Source organism: Pseudaestuariivita atlantica (assembly GCF_001205715.1).
In the GTDB taxonomy this organism is placed as follows: Bacteria; Pseudomonadota; Alphaproteobacteria; order Rhodobacterales; family Rhodobacteraceae; genus Pseudaestuariivita; species Pseudaestuariivita atlantica.
In genome coordinates this window covers 145,033-165,502 of record NZ_AQQZ01000006.1, presented here as the reverse complement: position 1 = coordinate 165,502, position 20,470 = coordinate 145,033, and the positions used below count along the sequence as shown (strand labels likewise).

Genomic DNA, 20,470 nt, shown 5'->3' with positions numbered 1-20,470 from the left:
CGCCATGCCGCCTCTCGATCATATCCCGGCCCGGCCGCCCGACGATCCCGCCCAGGATTTCGAGGCGCTGACACGCGCGCTGGTCACCCGCGCGCAGGAGGTGTCGGGCGCGGTCTGGACGGATTACAACGCGCATGATCCCGGCGTCACCCTGCTCGAGGCGCTGGCCTTCGCCATCACCGATCTCGGCTACCGGATCGATCACCCGATCGGCGACATCATCGCGTCCTCCGCCGCCGCGTCGGGCCTGGCCGAGGCCGACCAACCGCTCTTCCCGGCGCACCGGATCCTGCCATCCGCCCCCGTCACCGCGCGCGATTTCCGCGCGCTGCTGTATGACCGGATCAAGGGCCTGCGCAACGCGTGGGTGGTCGCGGGCGCGGAACCGGGCACCAGCGACATCTGGATACAGGCCTTCCGCCCGCCGGGATGCGACAACCCGGTGGAAGAGGCCGCTCAGCGCGACATCCAGAACCGCGAACTGGTGGATGCCGTCACCCGCGAGGTCGCCGGAGCCCGCGCCATCGCCAGCACGTTCGGCCGCATCCGCATGGTCGAGGACCGCTGGTTCCGCCTGACCGCCGATATCGACATCGCCCCCGATGCCAATCCCGATGCCGTGCTGGCCGAGATCCTCTTTGCCATCGACACCCGGCTCAACCCCGCGCCGCGCCTCGCGGACGGGGAGGCGGCCTTTCCCGGCCCCGAGACGATCTATGATGGGCCGGCCCTGTCGCTGGGCCTGATCGACCCGGCATCGCTGCAGGATTTGCGGCAGGACGTGCCCGTCGACCTCGTGCTCGACGCGCTGGTCTCGCCCAAGGGCGTGGCGGCGGTCGATGAGGTCGCGGTCGATCTGGGCGATGCGGGGATTCCGCCGGACATCGCCGCCGCGCCCATCCTCGACCGCTCCGCCGAGGCGCTGGCGGGGCTGAAGCTCTACCGCAACGGCGCGCGGGTGCAGGCCGACCGCGACCGTGTGCTGTCGCACCTTGGCTATTTCGAACAACGGCGGCGGTGGGAGGTCAGGCACGCCTTCGACCGCCACGCGGCATGGCAGGCGGCGCAGCGACCTCAGGTGCGGCGCGACCGCCCGCTGGGCCGCTACCGCACGATCCGCGACTTCCTGCCCGCGATCTATGGCCTTGGTCCCGAAGGCCCCGACACGCAAACCGCTCGTGCCGCGATGCCCGGCGCGACCCTGCCGCAGATCGAGGCGCGCACCCGCCAGCTCAAGGCCTATCTCCTCGTGTTCGAACAGATGCTGGCCGACATGCTGGCGCAGTTCGCGCACAGCGCGACGCTCCTGTCCTTCGCGCCGCAAAAGCACAGCTACCACGTCCAGCCGCTCACCTCAGAGCCGGGCGCGGCGGCGCGCATTGCCGATGTTCTCGGCGGAGCCGGCAAATCCAAGGATGCCAAACACCCCGGTGCGGCCCCCGGTTGGGACACAGGCTATCGCGCGGCGATCGACCAGTTGCGCCGCGAACGCGACCCGGTGATCGGGCGTATCGACCGGGCGCTCGACCACCTGCTGGCGCGGTTCGACATGCAGATCGACACCGCCACGCTCTGGCCGCTGCAGGCGCCGTTCGATCCCGATTACCCGGCCTATGCGGCGGCACTCGCCCAGCGCAAACGCGCGGTCCTGCGCGACCTGCCGCGCCTGACGCGCGACCGCGCGCTCGCACCTGCAGGGACAACGGGCGCGGACCCCGGCGCGGTCGAGACGCTGATCGAACACGGCGCGGCGGTTGAAGGGTCGGTGTGCCTCGTCGAGCACCGGATGCTGACCGGCGCACCGCGCGCCCATGGCATCGGCGATCTCGAGATCGACAAGGATTTCCGCGTGACCCGCGGCGCGCCGGTCGACGCGGTGCGCCTGTCGCTGGAGGGGCAGGGCGCGATCCACCTGTGCCTCGACCCGCCATGGACCACGGGCTGGCGTGCCCTTGCCATGGCCATCGCACAATCGGGCGCGGCTAACGACGCATGGTCCGTGCGGCGGCTGGGTGCCGGTGCTGCGACGCTCACGCTTGACCTGCCCGGCGGGGCGCGTGCGCATATGGCCGAGGTCGTTTCATCCCCGCACGGGGCGCGGCGCTTCGCAACCCGCCTCGCGGCGGCCTGCACTACGCTCGACCCGCGCAGCGCGCAGCAGAGCGGCGCGCTGATCCCCGCGCTTCTCTCCGGCACGTCCGCCGCCAACGGCGTGACGGTCTTTGCCATCGACACGCGGGTCGATCCGGAATCCGCGCACCTGTCGGACGTCGCGGCGCATGTCGCGACCCATGTCGCGGCCAACGTGCCCGCGCATCTCGCCGTCTCCACGATCTGGGTCACCGAAGCGCAGATGAAGGACGTCCGCGCCGACCGCGCCTTGCTCGCCAGATGGATGGATGCCGGGGCAGGGGCACCGCCCGATCCCGCGCTGGAGGCCGCCGCGCGCCTGCGCTGCCGCATCCACGATGCCGTCTGCGCCGATCTGCGGCGGGAGGGCACGCCCGCATGAACCGTGTCAGCCGCATCGAATGGCACCTGAACGCCGGCACCATCCCCGGATTGCGCGGTTTCGAGGACCGGGTGGCGCGGTTCCTCGAAGACCGCGTTCCGGACATCATCGACAGTGCGATTGCCAGCACGCGGCTCGACGACCACCAAGTCGTGATCGACCGGCTCGACATCGATCTTGGTGCGCTGCCGCAGACCGATTTCGAAGCGACGCTCGAAAGACGGCTTTCGCGCGCATTGAGGCTACATTTCGGGAAATTGTGGATGAGTGCCGAACACGGATCGGCCGAGGCGTCGGCGCCCGCGCGGGTGGAGGCGCTGGCGCATTACCTGCACACCGGCACCCGGCACTGGCGCGACAGTGGCGAGGCCGACGCGCCCGGCGACACGCTGCGCGGTTTGAACGACGAAGAGCGCCGCGCCCTTGCCGCAAGGCTGGCCCGCTTGCCCGCGACCTCTCCGGCCCGCGCGCGGCTGGTCTCGCACGCGGGCGCTGATATTGCCGGTCGGTTCTTTGCTGAAGCGGTGCGCGAAAATGCAGGGACCGATGCAGCCGGGCCGGTTCCTGAAAAGGCGGCAGGAGAAGACGCGCGTTCCGATGTTTTCAGTCGGTTCGTTGCTGACGCGACGGGTGAAGGTGCAAGCGCTGCCGCCACCGGGCGGAGCCGCGCGGATGCGTCGGGCGAAGACGCGGACGCGGGTCTTGCCGCCAATGCGGACCACATTCCTCCGGCCCGAGACGACCCGTCGACTGACTTGGCACAAGCGGGCATTGCTGCCGATATCGGGATGTTGGCTGGCGGCGCGGGATCGGCCGCGCAGGCATCGAGGCTGGCGACGGACGAGGCCATGGCGCAAATCGCCGAGGCCGCCCGCGCCGATCCCGCCGCCATCGCAGCGCAACTTCGCAAGCAACTGCGCCCGGCGCGGACGGCGCGCAACCTCGCGCTGGTGCTGCCGCCCGATACGCGGAATGCCGTGATCCTCGCGCTCGACCCGCGCCTTGGCGGCGCGCTTGCCGCGCTGATCGAGGCTGCGGCGCATCTTGGTCCAGTGGCGCTGCTGCGCTGGTCTGAAGCCGTACTGGCCAATCTTCTCGGCCACCCGGATGTGGCCTCTGCCATGGCCCGCCTGCGCGCGGTGGCGGCACGGGCGGGGCGGGCCGACATACCGCGCATCACGGCTTGGATCGACCGGCAGACGGGTGACAACACCTCCCGTTTCGAGCCCTTGCGCGACATGCTGCGCCAGCTTGCCCCCGAGACGGGCACACCGCCCGCGCGCGGCAGGGACGCCCGGCCCCCGCGCGCCGCCGATCCCGAAACGGGAGCAGCGACATCCACCGAAGGGGCGCAGGCCGCCACGCAACTTCTCGCCGCGCTTCTCGACATGGCTTTTCCCGTGTCCGCTGGTTCCGACGATCTGCCCGGTTTCATGCTGCAAACCGCACTGGCGCACCCAGTCGCGCGGTGGCGTCTTGCCAGCCTCCTTGACCGACAGCACCTTCCCGCGCTGGCCGATGTCCTTTCCGCCGACGCATTGGCAGAACTGGAAACCCTGTTGTCCGGGGCGCCGACCGACCCGCCGAAAACTCCGGCAAGGACCGATGCAACCGACCGGACCACGGACATGTTCAACACGCTGTCCGCCGGGGCCTCGGATCGCGATGCCGCCGCCACAGCGGGCCGAAAGGAAATCGCGGGGCAGCGTCCTGAACCGGATCCCGACGGGCAGGGCGGGGACGACCCCCTGCACCCCGAGCGCCTGATCGTGCCCAATGCCGGGATCGTGCTGGCCGCGCCGTTCCTGCCGCACCTGTTCGACCTGCTGGAGATGCCCATGGCCCCGAACGGCGCGGCGCGGACCGACGCGCAACTGCGCGCCGTGCACCTGTTGTGCGGCCTGACCGGTGACCGGTATGACCCGCCGGAGCCCGACCTTGCGCTCAACAAGCTGCTGTGCGGCGTGCCCGTGGCCCATCCCGTCCCGCCCTCCATCACCCCGACCGAGGCCGAACGCGACGCGCTTTCCGGTCTGCTCGATGCGTTGCGCGGGTACTGGACCGCGCTGTCCAACACGTCGGTCGCGGCGCTGCAGGAGACCTTCCTCGACCGCCCCGGCATCCTGTCGCGCGACGCGCCCGAAGCCCCGCTGCGCCTGTCGGTAGAGGCCGGACCCTATGACATGCTGCTCGACAGCCTGCCGTGGAGCATCAGCGTCATCCGGCATCCATGGATGGCGGAGGCGCTGCACGTCGCATGGAGATGACCGGCACCCGCGACACCGGCCTCGATGCCGAACTGGACTGGCTGGCCGCCGCGATTGCCGCGCGGTTGCAGGCCTACCTGCGCAACGAGGCCCCCACCGCGCTCCCTCCGCCCCCCGCGCCCGATCCCGCCGGGTCCCGGTACGCGGCGCTGGCGCAGGAGGCGGGGCTTGACCCCGGTGACCGGCTGATCCTCGCCCTCGCGCTGGCGGGGCACCTCGTGCCGCAAGTGCTCGACCCGTTCCTGATCCGCAATTCCGGCATCGACCGCCCGTTCACGGAATTCGGCATGATCGACCGCGCCGATACCGGCGTGCAGCCCAGCGTGCAGACCGCGCTGTTCCTGCTTGGCGGCGGCACCCCCGACGGCACGCTTGCGGCCTCCGTGCACCTGACGCCCTCCGCGCCGCTGATGCGTCAGCACCTGCTGGCCCCGCTTGCGGGCGAGACGCCTCAACGCCAGCCGCTTCAGGCCGGGGCGGCGGCGCTGGATCGGCTTGGCGCGGCGCCGCATGTCTTCCAGGGTCGGATCGCGGGCCTTGCCGCGCAACGGTTCGACACCGCTCTCGACTGGGACGACCTTGTCCTGACACCGCGCAGCCGCGCCGCGCTCGACGCGCTCTTCGCGTGGATCGATCACGGACCCGCGCTGCACCGCGACCCGGCCTTCGCGCGGCTGGTCCCGGCCGGGTGCCGCGTGCTGTTCCATGGCCCGCCCGGCACCGGCAAATCGCTGACCGCCGCGCTGATCGGCAAACGCGCCGGACGCCCGGTATTCCGGGTCGATCTGTCGATGGTGATCTCGAAATATATCGGGGAGACGGAAAAGAACCTCGCCACGCTGTTCGACGCGGCGGACGCGCAGGGCTGGATCCTGTTCTTCGACGAGGCGGACGCGCTGTTCGGGCGGCGGGCACAGGCGGTCCACGCCAATGACCGATACGCCAACCAGAACGTCTCCTACATCCTGCAACGGGTCGAGCAATCGTCGGGGTTGGTGATCCTCGCCACCAATCTCGGCACCACCATCGACCGCGCCTTTCGCCGCCGGTTCCAGGTCTCCGTCCCGTTCGAGCTTCCGGGCCCCGACGAGCGCGCCGCGCTCTGGCACCGTGCCTTTCACGACCCCGCGCTCCTGCACGAGGATGTCGACCTCGCGCTTCTCGCCCGGCAATATCCCGTGACCGGCGCGCTGATCGCCAACGTGCTGCGCCGGTGCCTGCTGGGCCGCGCGCAACGGGGGGGCACAACGATCCGCCGGGCCGATATCGAGGCCGCGCTGGCGGATGAACTCCAGAAGGACGGTGTGACCGCACCGGAAAGCCCATGATCGAAGCCACGCTGTCCTTTCTTGCCACGCGCCTGACGCGCCACCTGCAAGCCCGCTTTCCGGGGGCCTCCCCCGTCGCGCTTGGTGCCCCGCCTCAGGCCGACGCCACCGCCGCCGAGGCGCTGACGAACCGCGTGGTGCTGACCCTGATAAACGTCGAACGCCACGCCGCAATGCCCGCGCGGGCGGCGCAGGACGGGTCGGTCCGCACGCGTCCTCCGCTGCATCTCGACCTCGTCTTCCTCGCCACCGCGAATTTCGCCGACGATTACCGGGGCGCCTTGCGGATGCTGTCCGCGACGATGGGCTTCGCGCAGGCGAACCCGGTCTTCACCCGCCAGTCCGCGCCCGACCTGCCCGAGGGACTTGACCGGCTGGCGCTCGACTGGCGCGACCTCGACCTGCAGGCGCTGCACAACATCTGGAACGTGCTCGGCGGGGGCTACCGCCCCTCGGCGGTGTTCGCGGCGCAGATCGTGACGGTGGACGATGCGCTGGCCGGGATCGACGGCATCCCGATCCGCGGCGTCGACGTGGAGTTGTAGACGATGCACGTCTTCGATCCGGTCCTGACCCTGCGCCTGTCGCATGGCTATTTCACCCGCGGCGGCTGCCCGGCGCTGACGCTTGCGCCCTCTGCCGAGACGCGCGCCACGCTGGCGCGCGACGGGTGCCGGCTGTGGCTGAAGGGAGACCGGCTGGTCCTGTCGCAAGCGTCCGAAGGGGCGGCGGCCCCGGTGCCGCCCGACCGGCTCTACCGCTTCCTGCTGCGCGCGGTGGACCCTCACTTTGCCACCTACACCGCCGAAACATGGGCTGTGCCCGCGGGGGACGCGCCCCCGCCATCCCGGTCATGGGTCTGCGCCAGCCTTGCGGATGCGACATGGGATGCGGACGGGGCAGGGCGCATTTCTGCCTCCACCGCCCGCCTGCTGCTGGTACATGGCCCCGCCTTCCGCCTGCCGGAGCCGCGAGGTGCCGACGACGCGCCGTTGGCGATCCTGCGTGACTGGGATGACAGGGTTGCCTGGCGCCAATCCGCGCCCCGCGACAACGCGCCGGTCGACATCGCCCTTGGAGAGGCGGGCGAGGGCATCTACCGGATCGAACGGGCGGGCGACACGCTCTCGCGCTTCTGCCTGTCCCGCGACCCAGCGGTCGGCGCCTTCGGCTGCATCGACGTCTTTCCCGCCGCGCTGCCTGAAGGCGGGGCCGAGGTGACGCTCGCCTTCGATGCCCGCCCGACCCGCTGGGTCTACGAGATCTTCACCCGCACCCGGCCCCGGTCCACGGATGGCTGGCGGATCGACGGTGGTTCGGGACCGGTCGCGTTCACCTCCCTGCCGCCCGGTGACGCGCCCGGTGCGCCCACCGCCGTCTTTCGCTCCGACGCGCTGATCGACCTTGCCGACGATCCGCGTGGCCGCAATGACCTCCGGCTCGTTGTCCCTCCCGACGGCGCGCGGATCACCGATCCCCTGCCGCTACCCGCCGCATCCCCCGCCGCCACGCGCCTTGGCCCGGACGGGTGGGAAAGCGTGATGCGGGTCGCTCTCTGACCTTCCGGGGGTCCGGTGCGATGATGCTTGCCTAATTGATGTGCAGGTTGCACTCTGCCTGCCAGCAATACGCACGGAATGCACCGTGGCCCGTCCGGCACCGTTCCGGTTGGCCCTGGGCTGCGGCAGCATGCACCGGCATTCGACAGGGGAGACCAAAATGATCCGTACAACTCTGGCGGCGCTTGCCGCCTGCGCGACACTGGCAGGCGGCGCATCCGCCGAAACCAGCGTGCCCTTCGCGCTCGACTGGAAATTCGAAGGCCCGTCGGCGCCCTATTTCGCGGCCATCGACAACGGCCATTTCGCCGCCGCCGACCTCGACGTGGAAATCTCGCCCGGTCGCGGGTCGCTCGACGCGATCCCCAAGGTCGCGACCGGCGCCTTCCCGATCGGCTTTGCCGACATCAACTCGCTGATCAAGTTCCTCGACCAGAACCCCGGTGCGCCGGTGACGGCGGTGATGATGATCTACGACAAGCCGCCCTTTGCCGTGGTGGGCCGCAAGTCGCTCGGCGTGTCCGCACCCAAGGACCTCGAAGGCCGCGTGCTGGGCGCACCGCCGCCCGACGGCGCATGGGCGCAGTTCCCGGCCTTCGCCTCGGCCAACGGGCTCGACATGTCCAAGATCACCGTCGAACCGGTGGGCTTTCCGACCCGCGAACCGATGCTGGCCGAAGGCAACGTGGCCGCGGTCACGGGCTTTTCCTTCTCGTCCTTCCTGAACCTCGTGCGCCTCGGCGTGCCGGAGGACGACATCTCGACCATCCTGATGGCCGATTACGGGCTGGAGCTTTACGGCAATGCGATCATCGTCAACACCGACTTCGCCGCCGCCAATCCCGAGGTGGTGACCGGCTTCCTGGCGGCTGTCGCCGCGGGCTGGAAAGACGCCATCGCCGACCCGGCCAAGGCGATCGAAAGCCTGGTGGAGCGCAACCCCGCCGCCGACGCCGCACTGGAAACCCGCCGCCTGCAACTGGCGATCGACGCCAACGTGGCCACCGACGCCGTGATGGCGAACGGCCTCGGCGGGGTCGATGCCGCGCGCATGGAGAAGGCGCTCGCGCAACTGGCCGAGACCTACGAGTTCCAGAACGCGCCGGATGCGAGCCTCTACTTCACCGATGCCTACCTGCCCGACGCCTCGGCGCGGATGCTGAAGTAAGCGCGAAAGTCCAAGGCCTCCGGCGGACATATTTGAAAAGAGAAGAAGCAGGGCGCTGTTCGATGCTTCTTCTCTTCCGAAATATGTCCGCCGGAGGCATCCGACACCTGCCATGACGAACCTCATCGAGATCAAGGGCGTGCGCCACGCCTACAAGACACAGGACGGCCCTCTGCCGGTGCTGGACGGTCTGGACGTGTCCGTGCCCGAAGGCGGTTTCGTCGCCGTGGTCGGCCCGTCGGGTTGCGGCAAGTCCACGCTGACCCGCCTGATCGCGGGGCTGATGAAACCCGACGAGGGCGAGGTGCGGCTGCACGGCGACCTCGTGAAGGGGCCGAAATCGACCGTGGGCATGGCGTTTCAGAACCCCGTGCTGCTGGAATGGCGCACGATCCTGAAGAACGTGATGCTGCCGCTCGAGATCGTGCCGAACCGCCTGTCGGCCCGCGAGAAGGAGGACCGCGCGCGCGAATTGCTGGCGCTGGTCGGCCTTGAGGGGTTCGAGGAGAAGCGCCCGTCGGAACTGTCGGGCGGCATGCGGCAGCGCGCCTCGCTTTGCCGCGCCATCGTGCACAAGCCCGAGGTGCTGATCCTCGACGAACCCTTCGGCGCGCTGGACGCCTTCACCCGCGAGGACCTGTGGCAGACCATGCTGAAAGTGAAGGAACGGGAGCCCTTCACCGGGGTGCTCATCACCCATGACCTGCGCGAGTCGATCTTCCTTGCCGACCAGGTGGTCGTGCTGTCGGGACGGCCCGCCCGCACGCAATACGTGATGGACGTGCATCTGGGCGCCGAACGCACGCTTGACGACCTCTACACGCCCGAGACGGCCGAGGCGCTCAACACGCTGCGCCACCAGATCCAGATCGCGCAGGGCCGCGCGCCAGAGGTGGCGGCATGACCCTGCGCGCCGTCCTCGTGCCGCTTGCGGCGCTCGTCATCTTCGGGCTTTTGTGGGAGCTTCTGGTCTGGGCCAATGGCTGGCCGAATTACAAGATGGCCTCGCCGTCCGACCTGTGGCCCGCCTTCTGGAAATTCCGCTGGCTGTTCCTCGAATACGGGTGGGACACGCTGTGGCGGACGGTGGTGGGCCTGCTGGTCGCCGTGATCTTTGGCGTCGGGCTGGGCATGATCATGGGCTTCAGCCGCCTGATGCGCGACGCGCTTTACCCGCTGCTGGTGGGGTTCAACGCGATCCCCAAGGCGACCGTGGTGCCGATCATCGCGCTGCTGTTCGTGGGCCAGCACGACATGAACACGATCCTGATCGCCTTCCTGATCTCGTTCTTCCCGATCGCCGTGTCGGTCTCCATCGGGTTGTCGACGCTGGAACCGGAATACCGCGACATCCTGCGTTCGCTCGGCGCGTCGAACCTCACGATCTTCTGGAAGATCGCGCTGCCCAAGACGCTGCCCGAGTTCTTCGGCGCGCTGAAGGTGGCGGTCACGCTCGCCTTCATCGGCACCAACCTGATGGAGATCGTCGAACCCCACGGGCGCGGCCTTGGCCACCTGTTCGACAGCGGCAAGATCAGCGCCGATTACCCGCTGATGTTCGCCGTCCTGATCGCGCTCGCGCTGATGGGGATCCTGCTTTACTACGTGGTGGTCGCGCTCGAGAAGATCTTTGCCGGCTGGGCCGAACGCTCGCCCACCTGACACGAGGTTTGACAGGCCCCGGTGACTGTGGTCTCCAAGTCCCGACCATGGCCAGCGTGACAGGGGAGGAGTTCATGCCGCCATCCGATCCCGGCCCACGGGCCATCGCGCATGTCGACTGCGCGCTGTTCCGGCTGCCGCTGGATGAAGTCCTGACCGATGCCAAGCACGGCGACCACACCCATTTCGAGGTCGTGACCGCCACCGTCACGCTGGCAGATGGCAGCACCGGCACGGGATATACCTATACCGGCGGCAAGGGCGGGCAGGCGATCCTCGCCATGCTGCGCCATGACCTTGCGCCCTTCCTTCTGGGCAAGGACGCGACGGAGGTCGAGGCTCTGTACGACGCGATGCAATGGCACGTGCATTACGTGGCGCGGGGCGGGATCGCGTCCTTTGCCATCTCTGCCCTCGACATCGCGCTGTGGGACCTGCGCTGCAAGGCGGCGTGCCAGCCGCTGTGGCAGGTGGCGGGCGGGGCGGCGGACCGCTGCCGCGCCTATGCCGGCGGGATCGACCTGAACTTCCCGCTGCCGAAACTGCTGGACTCGATCCGGGGCTACCTCGCCCGTGGCCATAACGGCGTGAAGATCAAGATCGGCCAGCCCGACCTCGCCGACGACATCGCCCGCATCAGGGCGGTGCGCGAGCTGATCGGGCCGGACATCGCCTTTGCCGTTGACGCCAATTACGGAATGAGCGTCGAACAGGCGATCACCGCCGCCAAGGCTTTCGAACCCTTCGACCTTCTGTGGTTCGAGGAACCGACCATCCCCGACGATTACAAGGGCTATGGCCGGATTGCCGAGGCGACGGGCATGCCGCTCGCCATGGGGGAAAACCTGCACACGATCCACGAATTCGAATACGCCTTTGCCGATGCGAAGCTGTCCTTCATCCAGCCCGATGCGTCGAATTGCGGCGGCATCACCGGCTGGTTGCAGGTCGCAAAGCTGGCGAAGGAACACGGGATTCCCGTCTGCAGTCACGGGATGCAGGAACTGCATGTGAGCCTCATGGCCTCGCAACCCCACGCGGGATGGATGGAGGTGCATTCCTTCCCGATCGACCGCTACACGACGCGCCCGCTGGTGATCGAGGATCACATGGCCGTCGCCCCGCCGGAGCCCGGCACCGGGGTGACGTTCGACTGGGACAAGATGCGCGCACATCACGAGGAGGCCTGACACATGGGCGACACGCAAACCGCCGCGATCTATCGCGGGAAAAAGACCTTCACGGTCGAAGAGGTGCCCGCGGCGACGCCCGGACCGGGCGAGGTGGCGGTGCGCATCGCCTATTGCGGCATCTGCGGCACCGACATGCATGTCTTCCACGGCAACATGGATGCGCGCGTGGGCTTCGAGCGGGTGATCGGGCACGAGATGTCGGGCACCATCGACGCCGTGGGTGAAGGCGTTGACGGCTTCACGCCCGGCCAGAAGGCGGTCGTGCGCCCGCTCGACCATTGCGGCGACTGCCCGGCCTGCAAGGCGGGGCACCAGCATGTCTGCCACAAGCTGAAATTCCTCGGCCTCGACACCAACGGCGCGATGCAGGAGGTCTGGGTCGTGCCCGCGCACACGATCCACGTCCTGCCCGACGACCTGAAGCTCGACCACGCCGCGCTGATCGAACCGGTCGCGGTGGCCTGCCACGACGTGCGCCTGTCGGGCCTGAAGGCGGGCGAGGACGTGGTGGTGATCGGCGGCGGCCCCATCGGCATCCTCGTCGCCATGGTCGCGCGTGACGCGGGCGGCAAGGTCGTCGTGTCCGAGGTCAACCGCACCCGCCTAGCGATCGCGCAGAAGCTGGGTTTCGACACGGTCAACCCGGCAGATTGCGACCTCAAGGCCGAGATCGACGCGCGCACAGGAAACAAGGGCGCGGACGTGGTGTTCGAAGTGTCCGGCACGCAGCCCGGCGTCGACGCGATGACCGCCGTCGCCGCAACGCGCGCGCGCATCGTCATGGTGGCTATCCACGCCCAGAAGCCGCAGATCGACCTCTTCCAGTTCTTCTGGCGCGAATTGCAGCTGATCGGCGCGCGCGTCTATGAACCCGAGGATTACGAAAAGGCCATCGCCATCGTGTCGGCGGGTGGCGTCGATGCCGATACCGTCATCACAGATGTCGCCCCGCTGGCCGACATCCAGAAGGCGTTCGAGGATCTCGACCGCTCCCCGACAGCGCTGAAAAGCCTCATCAAGGTCGGAGGATAAGCCCATGACCATGTTCGATCTTTCGGGAAAGACCGCGCTTGTCACCGGCGCCAAGCGCGGCATCGGGCGCGGCATGGCCGAGGCACTGGCGGCGGCGGGGGCCGACATCATCGGCGTCAGCGCCACGCTCGCGCCGGGCAGCGAGGTCGAACAGGCCGTCACCGCGATGGGCCGCTCGTTTCAGGGCCATGCCTGCGATTTCAGCGACCGCAAGGCGCTTTACGGCCTTGTCGACGCGCTTGGTGACACGGTGCCCGACATCCTCGTCAACAACGGCGGCATGATCGCGCGCACGCCCGCCGCCGAACACCCCGACGAGATGTGGGACCAGGTGATCGAGGTGAACCTGAACGCGCAATTCGTCCTCAGCCGCGAGATCGGCGCGAAGATGATCGCGCGCGGGTCGGGCAAGATCATCTTCACCGCCTCGCTTCTGACCTTCCAGGGCGGGATCACGGTGCCGGGCTATGCCGCGTCCAAGGGTGGCGTGGGGCAGTTGACCAAGGCGCTTGCCAACGAATGGGCCGGGAAGGGCGTGAACGTGAACGCCATCGCGCCGGGATATATCGCGACCGACAATACCGAGGCTTTGCGCAACGATCCCGACCGCGCCGCATCGATCCTCGCCCGCATCCCGGCGGGCCGCTGGGGCCGGCCCGAGGACTTCGCGGGCCCCGTGGTGTTCCTTGCCTCGTCGGCGGCGGATTACGTGCATGGCGAGATCCTGACCGTCGATGGCGGCTGGATGGGCCGCTAGCCCGGCAGGCGCAAATCCTCGCCGCAAAAGTCCCGCATGGCGCGGATCTGGTCGCGGCTCAGGTAGTCCGGTGTGGGGGCTGACAGGCGCCGGTCCACCTCGGTCCGCGCACGGTCCCACGCGTCCTGCGCGCCGTTCTCCGCCCATGTGCGCGGCGGATCGCGGTCGGCAAGGGCAGGGTAGTGGTAATCCCGCTCCATCGCCTCCATCGTCGCATCCGCGCCGAGGAAATGCCCGTCCCCGAGGATCGAGGCGCGGATCGCTTCGAAATCCAGCGTCTCGCCCGTGACCTCGACCCCGCGCAGGGTGCGCAGCACCGCACCCAGCATGTCGTTGTCGAGCACGAACCCCTCGAAACTCGCGCCCAGCAGAGATGCCGTCATGCCCGCGCTTTCATAAATCAGGTTGCCACCGCCCAGGGCCGCCGCCAGCGCGGTCATGCCTTTCTCGACACCGTATTGCGCGTCGATCGCCTTGGCATCGGTCATCGAGCATGCCACGCCCGACGGCAGGCCCAGCCGGTTCGTCAACTGCGCCGAGGCCGCGTTCATCAGCACCGTCTCTCCACCGCCGCCCGCGAAGGCCCCGGTGCGCAGGTCGATCACGAAGGGCCAGTTGGAAAAGACCATCGGATGACCGGGCCTGATGACCTGCACCATGACGAGGCTCGCCAGCGTCTCGGCCAGCGATTGCGCAAGGAACCCTGCCAGCGTCGCCGGGGCCGTCGCACCCGCCTGTGCCGCCGTGATGCAACTGACGGGGATGTTGTGGGCAAGGCAGGCATAGGTCACGTCGACCGCGTCCTCCCCGAACCGCATGGGAGAGATCACGGGGCTGATATGCGCCTTAAGGAAGGGCCGCGCGGCAAATGCCCCGTCACCGCCTGCCGCGATGTCGCACATCGCCACGATGGGCGGGACGTGTTCGGGCAGGGTGAAGGCGGTGGCGACGGGTTTGGTCGTGTTCGCCAGCAGGGCATAGGCGGTCGACAGGTCGAGCGCGCGCATGTCCTCGATATCGGTCGCGATGCAGCAGCGGGTGAACCAGCTGATATTCTCCAACCCGTCCTGCAGCCGCGCGAATCCGTGCAGATCGGCCAGCGTGGAGGCGCGGTAAAGCCCGGTTTCGCGGTCGAGCGTCTGGACGGCGGCACCGCCCGTCCCGAAATGCACCGCATCTCCGCCCACCTCGATCGACCGGTCCGGATCGCGCCCGTGGAAGGTGAAGGTCTGAGGCGCGCGCGCGATGACGTCCTCGACCAGCGCGCGGGGCAGGTGCACACGGTCGCCCTTCGCGGCGCCTCCGGCCGCAACCAGGTCGTCCCGCAACCGCTCCGGCACCTCGCCCATGCCCAGATCGGCCAGCAACTTCAGCGCCATGTCGTGGATCTGCGCGCACTCCCGATCGGTCAGCGGGCGGTACTGTCCGCCGCGCTGGCCGGGCGGGGCGGGGCTGTCCGGCCCGACCTTGCGCATGGCGATCCGCGCCCTGCGTCCGCCCGCCCGCCGCTGTGAAGTGCCCGTTTCCATGCCGCCAAGGGAGACCACGCCACGCCCCCGCGCAAGTCCAATCGCGACGCCGCCTGTCGCAACAACGCGGTTGCGTCCCGCGCGGATCGTGCGAGGCTCCCCACCAGGGGAGACGAGCATATGCGCACACGCACGAAAGCGGTGGTGATCGGTGGCGGCATCGCCGGGTGTTCCACGCTGTACCACCTGACGCGGGAAGGCTGGACCGATGTCATGCTGCTGGAACGGGACGAGCTGACATCCGGCACCACCTGGCACTCTGCCGCGCAGGTCACGAACTTCGGCATGACCCAGACGATGGTCGGCCTCAAATCCCATTCCGTTCAGCTTTACAAGGAGTTGCGCGACGATCCTGATTACCCCGTCGGCTATCACCACGGCGACGGCGGCATCCGGCTGGCGAACACGCAGGCACAGATGGACGGCTACCGGCACTTCGCCTCGATGGCGCGCGGGATGGGCGTGACCTACGAGGTGATCGATGCCGCCGAATGCGCGCGGCGGCACCCTCTGATCTCCACCGACAACCTCGTGGGGGGGCTCTGGGACGGGGAGGATGGTGATATCGACCCGGCGCAACTCTGCCAGGCGCTCGCCCGCCGCGCCCGGCTCGCCGGGGCCGAGGTGCACCGACACACGCCGGTGATCGCCCTGCGCCAGTTGCAGGACGACACGTGGGAGGTGACGACCGGCAAGGGCGTGATCCATGCCGACGTGGTGGTGAACGCGGGCGGCTATCGCTGCAACGAGGTCGGCGCGCTGATGGGCGTCGTGCATCCGGTCGCATCGATGGAACACCAGTATTTCGTCACGGAAACCATCCCCGCCATCCGCGAGGCCGGTCACCGCATGCCGCTGATCCGCTGCCCGATCAGCGATTATTACTGCCGTCAGGAAAAGGACGGCCTGCTGATCGGGTTCTACGAGCAGGAGTGCCGGACATGGGGCCTCGACGGGATTTCTCCCGATTTCGCCAACGCGCTCTGCCCCGATGACCTCGACCGGATCATGGACGTGCTGGAAGGCGCGTTCGCCCGGATGCCCGCGCTGCGGGAGGCGGGGATCAAGAACGTGGTGAACGGCCCCATCACCTACACGATCGACGGCACGCCGCTGGTCGGCCCCGTGCCGGGCAAGCGCAACGCCTTCTGCATCATCGGCCTGCGCGCGGGCGTGGGCGAGGGCGGCGGGCATGGCTGGCTTCTCGCCCAGCAGATCGTGCATGGCGAGGCGTGTTACGACACATGGCCGCTCGACCCGCGCCGGTTCGGGCCGCATGCGGGTGTGGAGCTGACCGCGCTGAAGGCGATCGAGGATTACCAGAACGAATTCCGCTTCCACTTCCCGCACGAACACCGTCCGGCGGGCCGCAACGCCCGCACCACGCCCCTGACCGAAGTGCTGCGGGCCGAAGGCGCGTCCTTCACCGTCGTGAACGGCTGGGAACGCGCAGATTTCTTCAAACCCTCACCGGAGTTCGAGGAAGACCATACCTTCCACTTCTCCAACGCTTTCAACGTGATTGGAGAGGAAGTTCAGGCAATACATGAAGGTGTCGGCCTGACCGAGGTGAACGGCTTCACCCGGATCGAGATCACCGGCGCCGACCGTCACGCCTTCCTCGACCGCCTGACCTGCGGCGCCGTGCCGAAACGCGACGGGCGCATGGGGCTGGCCTACCTTCTGAACGAGCACGGTATGGTGAAATGCGAAGCGACGCTCGCCAACCTCCCCGGTGATCGGCTTTGGTACGGTGCGGCGGCGGCGGCTGAACGGCACGACTGGGACTGGCTGTCGCAGCACATCCGCAAGGGCGAGGATGTGCACCTTCGCGCCCTGACCGAAACCCACACGATCCTGTTGCTGGCAGGCCCGAAATCCCGCGCAGTCCTGTCGGAGGCCGCGCGCGGCGACTGGTCTGCAGCGGCCTTCCCGTGGCTGTCCGTCCGCGAGGCAGAGATCGGGTTCGCCCCGGCAACGGTTATGAATGTCAGCTATTCCGGCGAACTGGCCTATGAAATCCACGTCCCGAACGGATCCCTCCTCGCTGCTTGGGCGGCGCTGCGCCGCGCCGGTGACGCGCATGGCCTGCGCCTCTTCGGGGCCCGCGCGGTTGAATCGATGCGTCTTGAAAAAGGGTTCCTGCACTGGAAATCGGACCTTCTGACCGAATTCGACCCGTTCGAGACCGGGCTCGACCGCTTCGTGCGGCTCGACAAGGGGGAGTTCATCGGGCGCGACGCGCTTATGAAGCGGGTGGAGCAGGGACCGAACCGCAAGCTGGTGACGCTGGATGTTGCCTGCGACGACCGGCCCGCGCATCCCGGTTCCAGCGTCATGGAGGGCGATCGGGTCATCGGGACCGTCACCTCGGGCGCGTGGGGCTACCGCACGGGCCGCAACCTTGCGCTGGCCTTCGTCGAACCCGCCGTCGCGGTCGAGGGCAGGGAGGTCACGCTGGACCTGCTTGGTGACCGGATCGCGGCAAGGGTCATCGCGCCCGCGCCGTTCGATCCCGGTTTCGCACGCATCCGCGGCTAGGCCTGTCAGCGCGCGCGGGCCAGTTGCGCCTCGCCCATGAGCGCGATCAGCACGTCGACATGCCGCGTGATGGAATAGCTCGCCATCTGCTCGGTCCGCTGGGTTTCCAGTTCCGCCTCGATCTCGATCAGTGCCAACAGCGCGGCCCCGGCGCGCGGAGGTGCGGCGGTCCGCAGGATGCGCCGCAGATGCGGCCCGCGCCGGTAGCTGTCCACGCCCAGCCGCGCCGCGCGGATCAGGAGACGGGGACGTTTGAGGCTGCGCAGCATGGTGGTCAGGTCTTGCATGGATCTGCTCCGGGTCTGGTTTTCTGCCCAGCCACTATTCCACACGCCTGACGTGTGTTGCGTGTCGCCCCGAACCTGCGCGCGCCACGCTCATCACTGTTTATCTATTTGAAACAATCATCGGAATTGTCGGACATCATTAACGAACAGGTAAGAAATACACGCTTAGGTTGTGTATTATCTTGTGGGTAAGTCTGGGGACATTCTTGGATCACGTGCAAGGCACACAAGTGGAACGAGGGACGATCGACCAGTCGCACGGCAAGGCAGTGCCGGTGCCGGGTTGGGTTCCGGATGCGGCGAAACGCTACCTCGATCATATCGAGGGCGGGCGGCCGATCCGCGCCATCGCGCGCGATACCGGCCTGCATCCGTCGACGGTCTTGCGCCAGATCCGACGGATCGAGATGCGGCGCGACGACCCGCTGGTGGATGCCGCGCTGTCCGCGCTGCGCGGGTCCGGCAGGCCACGCGATCCCGCTGACGTCAAGGAAAAGGGACAATCGATGACATTACAAGGACCGGCGGCGCTGCCGCCCGAAGAGGCCCAGAAGGTGGCATTCCGCAAGCAGGCGCGGCGGGTACTGCGCCGCCTGTGCGAAACCGGGGCCGTGCTGGCCGTGGCGCAGGACATGGACAAGGCGGTTGTCGTGCGCGACACGGGCACCGGCACGCCGACCCGCACCGCCGTGGTCGCCGCCGAAACCGCGCAGGCGCTGGCCCTGAAGGACTGGATCGCCTGCAAGACACAAGGCCGCATCGCGCGCTATACGATCACCGCGGCGGGTCGCGCCGCCTTCAACCGCATGGTGGCCGAGGACGAGAACCGCGCCCGCGGCTTCGCCGAGGCGCAGGCGACCTTTGCCGACCAGCACCGCGCATGGGACAGCCGCGACGTCAGCGACGACGACAAAAGCGGCAAGTCGCGCCGGGTGCGGTACAACGTGGCGGAATCTCCCCTGACGGCCCTGGCACGCCGGCGCGACAAGGCGGGCGAGCCCTTCTTGACCGACGATCTTGTCATCGCGGGCGAACGACTGCGCGAGGATTTCGAACTCGCCCAGATGGGCCCCCGCGTCACCCAGAACTGGGACAGGTTCCTGACCGGCGGCGATCGCGGCGGGTTTTCTGGCGGGTCGGGCACGGGCGGTGGCTCGGACGCGGCGCGCGAACGTGTCGCAGCCGCGCTCAAGGATCTCGGCCCCGGCCTCGGCGACGTGGCGCTGCGGTGCTGCTGTTACCTCGAAGGGCTGGAAGCGGCGGAAAAGCGCATGGGCTGGTCCGCGCGGTCGGGCAAGATCGTGCTGCGGATCGCGCTGCAACGTCTGCGCCGCCATTACGAAGAGCGGCATGGCCCACACGGGCCGCTGATCGGGTAACCATTTGACGCCAAAGGGCATCATTCCCCGCACGCTTGCGCGCGCGACTGACACAACCTGATCATTGACCCGCATGGAGTACAGGGGGCACTCGTTACGCTAGGGTGCGATCATTCGATCGATGGCTGCATGATCCGCATGGCGGACATGCAGCCGGGTACCTTTCCCCTGCACGTTTATAGGGTTAAATAATCCCGAAGGTTACGTCGCGGGGAAAAACGCATGGCAGACATCACGCCGCCACGGCTGCGTCATCCGGAAAAGGCGCATCGCCCCGATAACGCCCAGCCGAAAAAGCCGGATTGGATCCGCGTCAAGGCCCCCACCAGCGCGGGCTACAAGAAGACCCGCGACATCATGCGCGAGAACAAGCTGGTCACCGTCTGCGAGGAAGCGGGCTGCCCCAACGTCGGCGAATGCTGGAGCCAGGGCCACGCCACCATGATGATCATGGGCGAGGTCTGCACCCGCGCCTGCACCTTCTGCAACATCGCCACCGGCAAGCCGCCCGAGGAGCTTGACGCGTTCGAACCGGGCCGCGTCGCTCACGCGGTCAAGACGCTGGGCCTCAGCCACGTCGTGGTGACCTCGGTCGACCGTGACGATGTCGAGGACGGCGGGGCCGAACATTTCGCCCAGACGATCCGCGCCATCCGCCGCCAGTCGCCCGGCACCACGATCGAGATCCTGACACCCGATTTCCTGCGCTGCGACCCTTCGGTGCTGGAAGTGGTGGTCGAGGCGCGGCCGGACGTTTTCAACCACAACCTCGAAACCGTGCCGGGCCTCTACCCCGAGGTGCGGCCCGGCGCGCGGTATTTCCATTCGCTGCGCCTGTTGCAGCGGGTCAAGGAACTGGACCCGTCGATGTTCACCAAGTCGGGCATCATGGTCGGCCTTGGCGAAGACCGGCAGGCCGTGCACCAGGTGATGGACGACATGCGCGCGGCGGATATCGATTTCCTGACCATTGGCCAGTACCTGCAACCGACGCCCAAGCACCACGGCGTCGACCGCTTCGTCACGCCCGAGGAATTTGCCAGCTATGAAAAGGCGGCTTGGGGCAAAGGTTTCCTGATGGTGTCGGCGACGCCGCTGACCCGGTCGTCCTACCACGCGGGCGACGATTTCGCGCGGCTGCGCGCGGCGCGGGACCGCCAGCTCGCCCGCTGACAGGCCCGCGCTTGCCAGAAAGGCCCACCATGGCCTAGCCTTCAACGCATCTGATTTATTGATCCTTTGCGTCGGAGATTTTC

General features: G+C 68.2%; 16 protein-coding genes. 14 read left to right on the top strand and 2 right to left on the bottom strand.

The window, feature by feature from the left end; all coding sequences use genetic code 11:
- The first annotated feature begins 4 nt into the window (after positions 1–4).
- The 11 genes from ATO11_RS14165 to ATO11_RS14115 all read left to right on the top strand — a co-directional run bounded on the left by ATO11_RS14165 (position 5) and on the right by ATO11_RS14115 (position 13,478).
- Positions 5–2,512 (top strand): hypothetical protein, encoded by a 2,508-nt coding sequence (locus ATO11_RS14165; RefSeq protein WP_050531556.1) that lies wholly within the window; start codon positions 5–7, stop codon positions 2,510–2,512.
- On the top strand, positions 2,509–4,779 hold the full coding sequence (locus ATO11_RS14160; protein ID WP_050531555.1) for a contractile injection system tape measure protein: 2,271 nt from the start codon (positions 2,509–2,511) through the stop codon (positions 4,777–4,779). The genes ATO11_RS14165 and ATO11_RS14160 overlap by 4 nt, the downstream gene beginning before the upstream one ends.
- Positions 4,776–6,107 carry an ATP-binding protein gene (locus ATO11_RS14155; RefSeq protein WP_165586980.1) on the top strand — a complete coding sequence of 444 codons (1,332 nt, stop codon included), beginning with the start codon at positions 4,776–4,778 and terminating at the stop codon, positions 6,105–6,107. The genes ATO11_RS14160 and ATO11_RS14155 overlap by 4 nt, the downstream gene beginning before the upstream one ends.
- Positions 6,104–6,652 (top strand): Pvc16 family protein, encoded by a 549-nt coding sequence (locus ATO11_RS14150; RefSeq protein ID WP_050531553.1) that lies wholly within the window; start codon positions 6,104–6,106, stop codon positions 6,650–6,652. Before ATO11_RS14155 ends, ATO11_RS14150 begins: the two co-directional genes overlap by 4 nt.
- Before the next feature lie 3 nt (positions 6,653–6,655).
- Positions 6,656–7,666 (top strand): hypothetical protein, encoded by a 1,011-nt coding sequence (locus ATO11_RS14145; protein ID WP_050531552.1) that lies wholly within the window; start codon positions 6,656–6,658, stop codon positions 7,664–7,666.
- A 160-nt stretch (positions 7,667–7,826) separates the two neighbouring features.
- Positions 7,827–8,834, top strand: coding sequence for an ABC transporter substrate-binding protein (locus ATO11_RS14140; protein ID WP_050531551.1), 1,008 nt, complete (start codon positions 7,827–7,829; stop codon positions 8,832–8,834).
- A gap of 112 nt (positions 8,835–8,946) precedes the next feature.
- Positions 8,947–9,738: an ABC transporter ATP-binding protein gene (locus ATO11_RS14135; RefSeq protein WP_050531550.1), complete on the top strand. Its 792-nt coding sequence runs from the start codon at positions 8,947–8,949 to the stop codon at positions 9,736–9,738.
- The gene (locus tag ATO11_RS14130; RefSeq protein WP_050531549.1) at positions 9,735–10,496 is read left to right on the top strand and encodes an ABC transporter permease; all 762 of its coding nucleotides are present in this window, start codon (positions 9,735–9,737) and stop codon (positions 10,494–10,496) included. Before ATO11_RS14135 ends, ATO11_RS14130 begins: the two co-directional genes overlap by 4 nt.
- A 47-nt stretch (positions 10,497–10,543) precedes the next feature.
- Entirely contained in the window at positions 10,544–11,686 is a 1,143-nt protein-coding gene (locus ATO11_RS14125) for a mandelate racemase/muconate lactonizing enzyme family protein (protein WP_278044298.1), read from the top strand.
- A 3-nt stretch (positions 11,687–11,689) separates the two neighbouring features.
- Positions 11,690–12,721 (top strand): (R,R)-butanediol dehydrogenase, encoded by a 1,032-nt coding sequence (locus ATO11_RS14120; protein WP_050531547.1) that lies wholly within the window; start codon positions 11,690–11,692, stop codon positions 12,719–12,721.
- A gap of 4 nt (positions 12,722–12,725) precedes the next feature.
- Positions 12,726–13,478, top strand: coding sequence for an SDR family oxidoreductase (locus ATO11_RS14115; protein WP_050531546.1), 753 nt, complete (start codon positions 12,726–12,728; stop codon positions 13,476–13,478).
- Here ATO11_RS14115 and ATO11_RS14110 read toward each other — a convergent pair.
- Positions 13,475–15,007: a trimethylamine methyltransferase family protein gene (locus tag ATO11_RS14110; RefSeq protein ID WP_050531545.1), complete on the bottom strand. Its 1,533-nt coding sequence runs from the start codon at positions 15,005–15,007 to the stop codon at positions 13,475–13,477. The two genes, ATO11_RS14115 and ATO11_RS14110, sit on opposite strands and share 4 nt — an antisense overlap.
- 120 nt (positions 15,008–15,127) lie before the next feature.
- Between ATO11_RS14110 and ATO11_RS14105 the strand changes: the two genes are divergently transcribed.
- The gene (locus ATO11_RS14105) at positions 15,128–17,548 is read left to right on the top strand and encodes a GcvT family protein (protein WP_050531544.1); all 2,421 of its coding nucleotides are present in this window, start codon (positions 15,128–15,130) and stop codon (positions 17,546–17,548) included.
- A 5-nt stretch (positions 17,549–17,553) separates the two neighbouring features.
- Here ATO11_RS14105 and ATO11_RS14100 read toward each other — a convergent pair whose 3' ends face one another.
- Positions 17,554–17,835, bottom strand: a complete 282-nt coding sequence (locus ATO11_RS14100) for a DUF6477 family protein (RefSeq protein WP_050531543.1) — start codon at positions 17,833–17,835, stop codon at positions 17,554–17,556.
- A gap of 230 nt (positions 17,836–18,065) precedes the next feature.
- On the opposite strand from ATO11_RS14100, the gene ATO11_RS14095 reads away from it, so the two are divergent.
- Together ATO11_RS14095 and lipA are read left to right on the top strand one after the other, a co-directional pair.
- Entirely contained in the window at positions 18,066–19,214 is a 1,149-nt protein-coding gene (locus ATO11_RS14095) for a DUF6456 domain-containing protein (protein ID WP_242601424.1), read from the top strand.
- Positions 19,215–19,436: 222 nt separating this feature from the next.
- Positions 19,437–20,387, top strand: a complete 951-nt coding sequence (lipA, locus tag ATO11_RS14090; protein ID WP_050531542.1) for a lipoyl synthase — start codon at positions 19,437–19,439, stop codon at positions 20,385–20,387.
- The last annotated feature ends 83 nt before the right edge of the window (positions 20,388–20,470 follow it).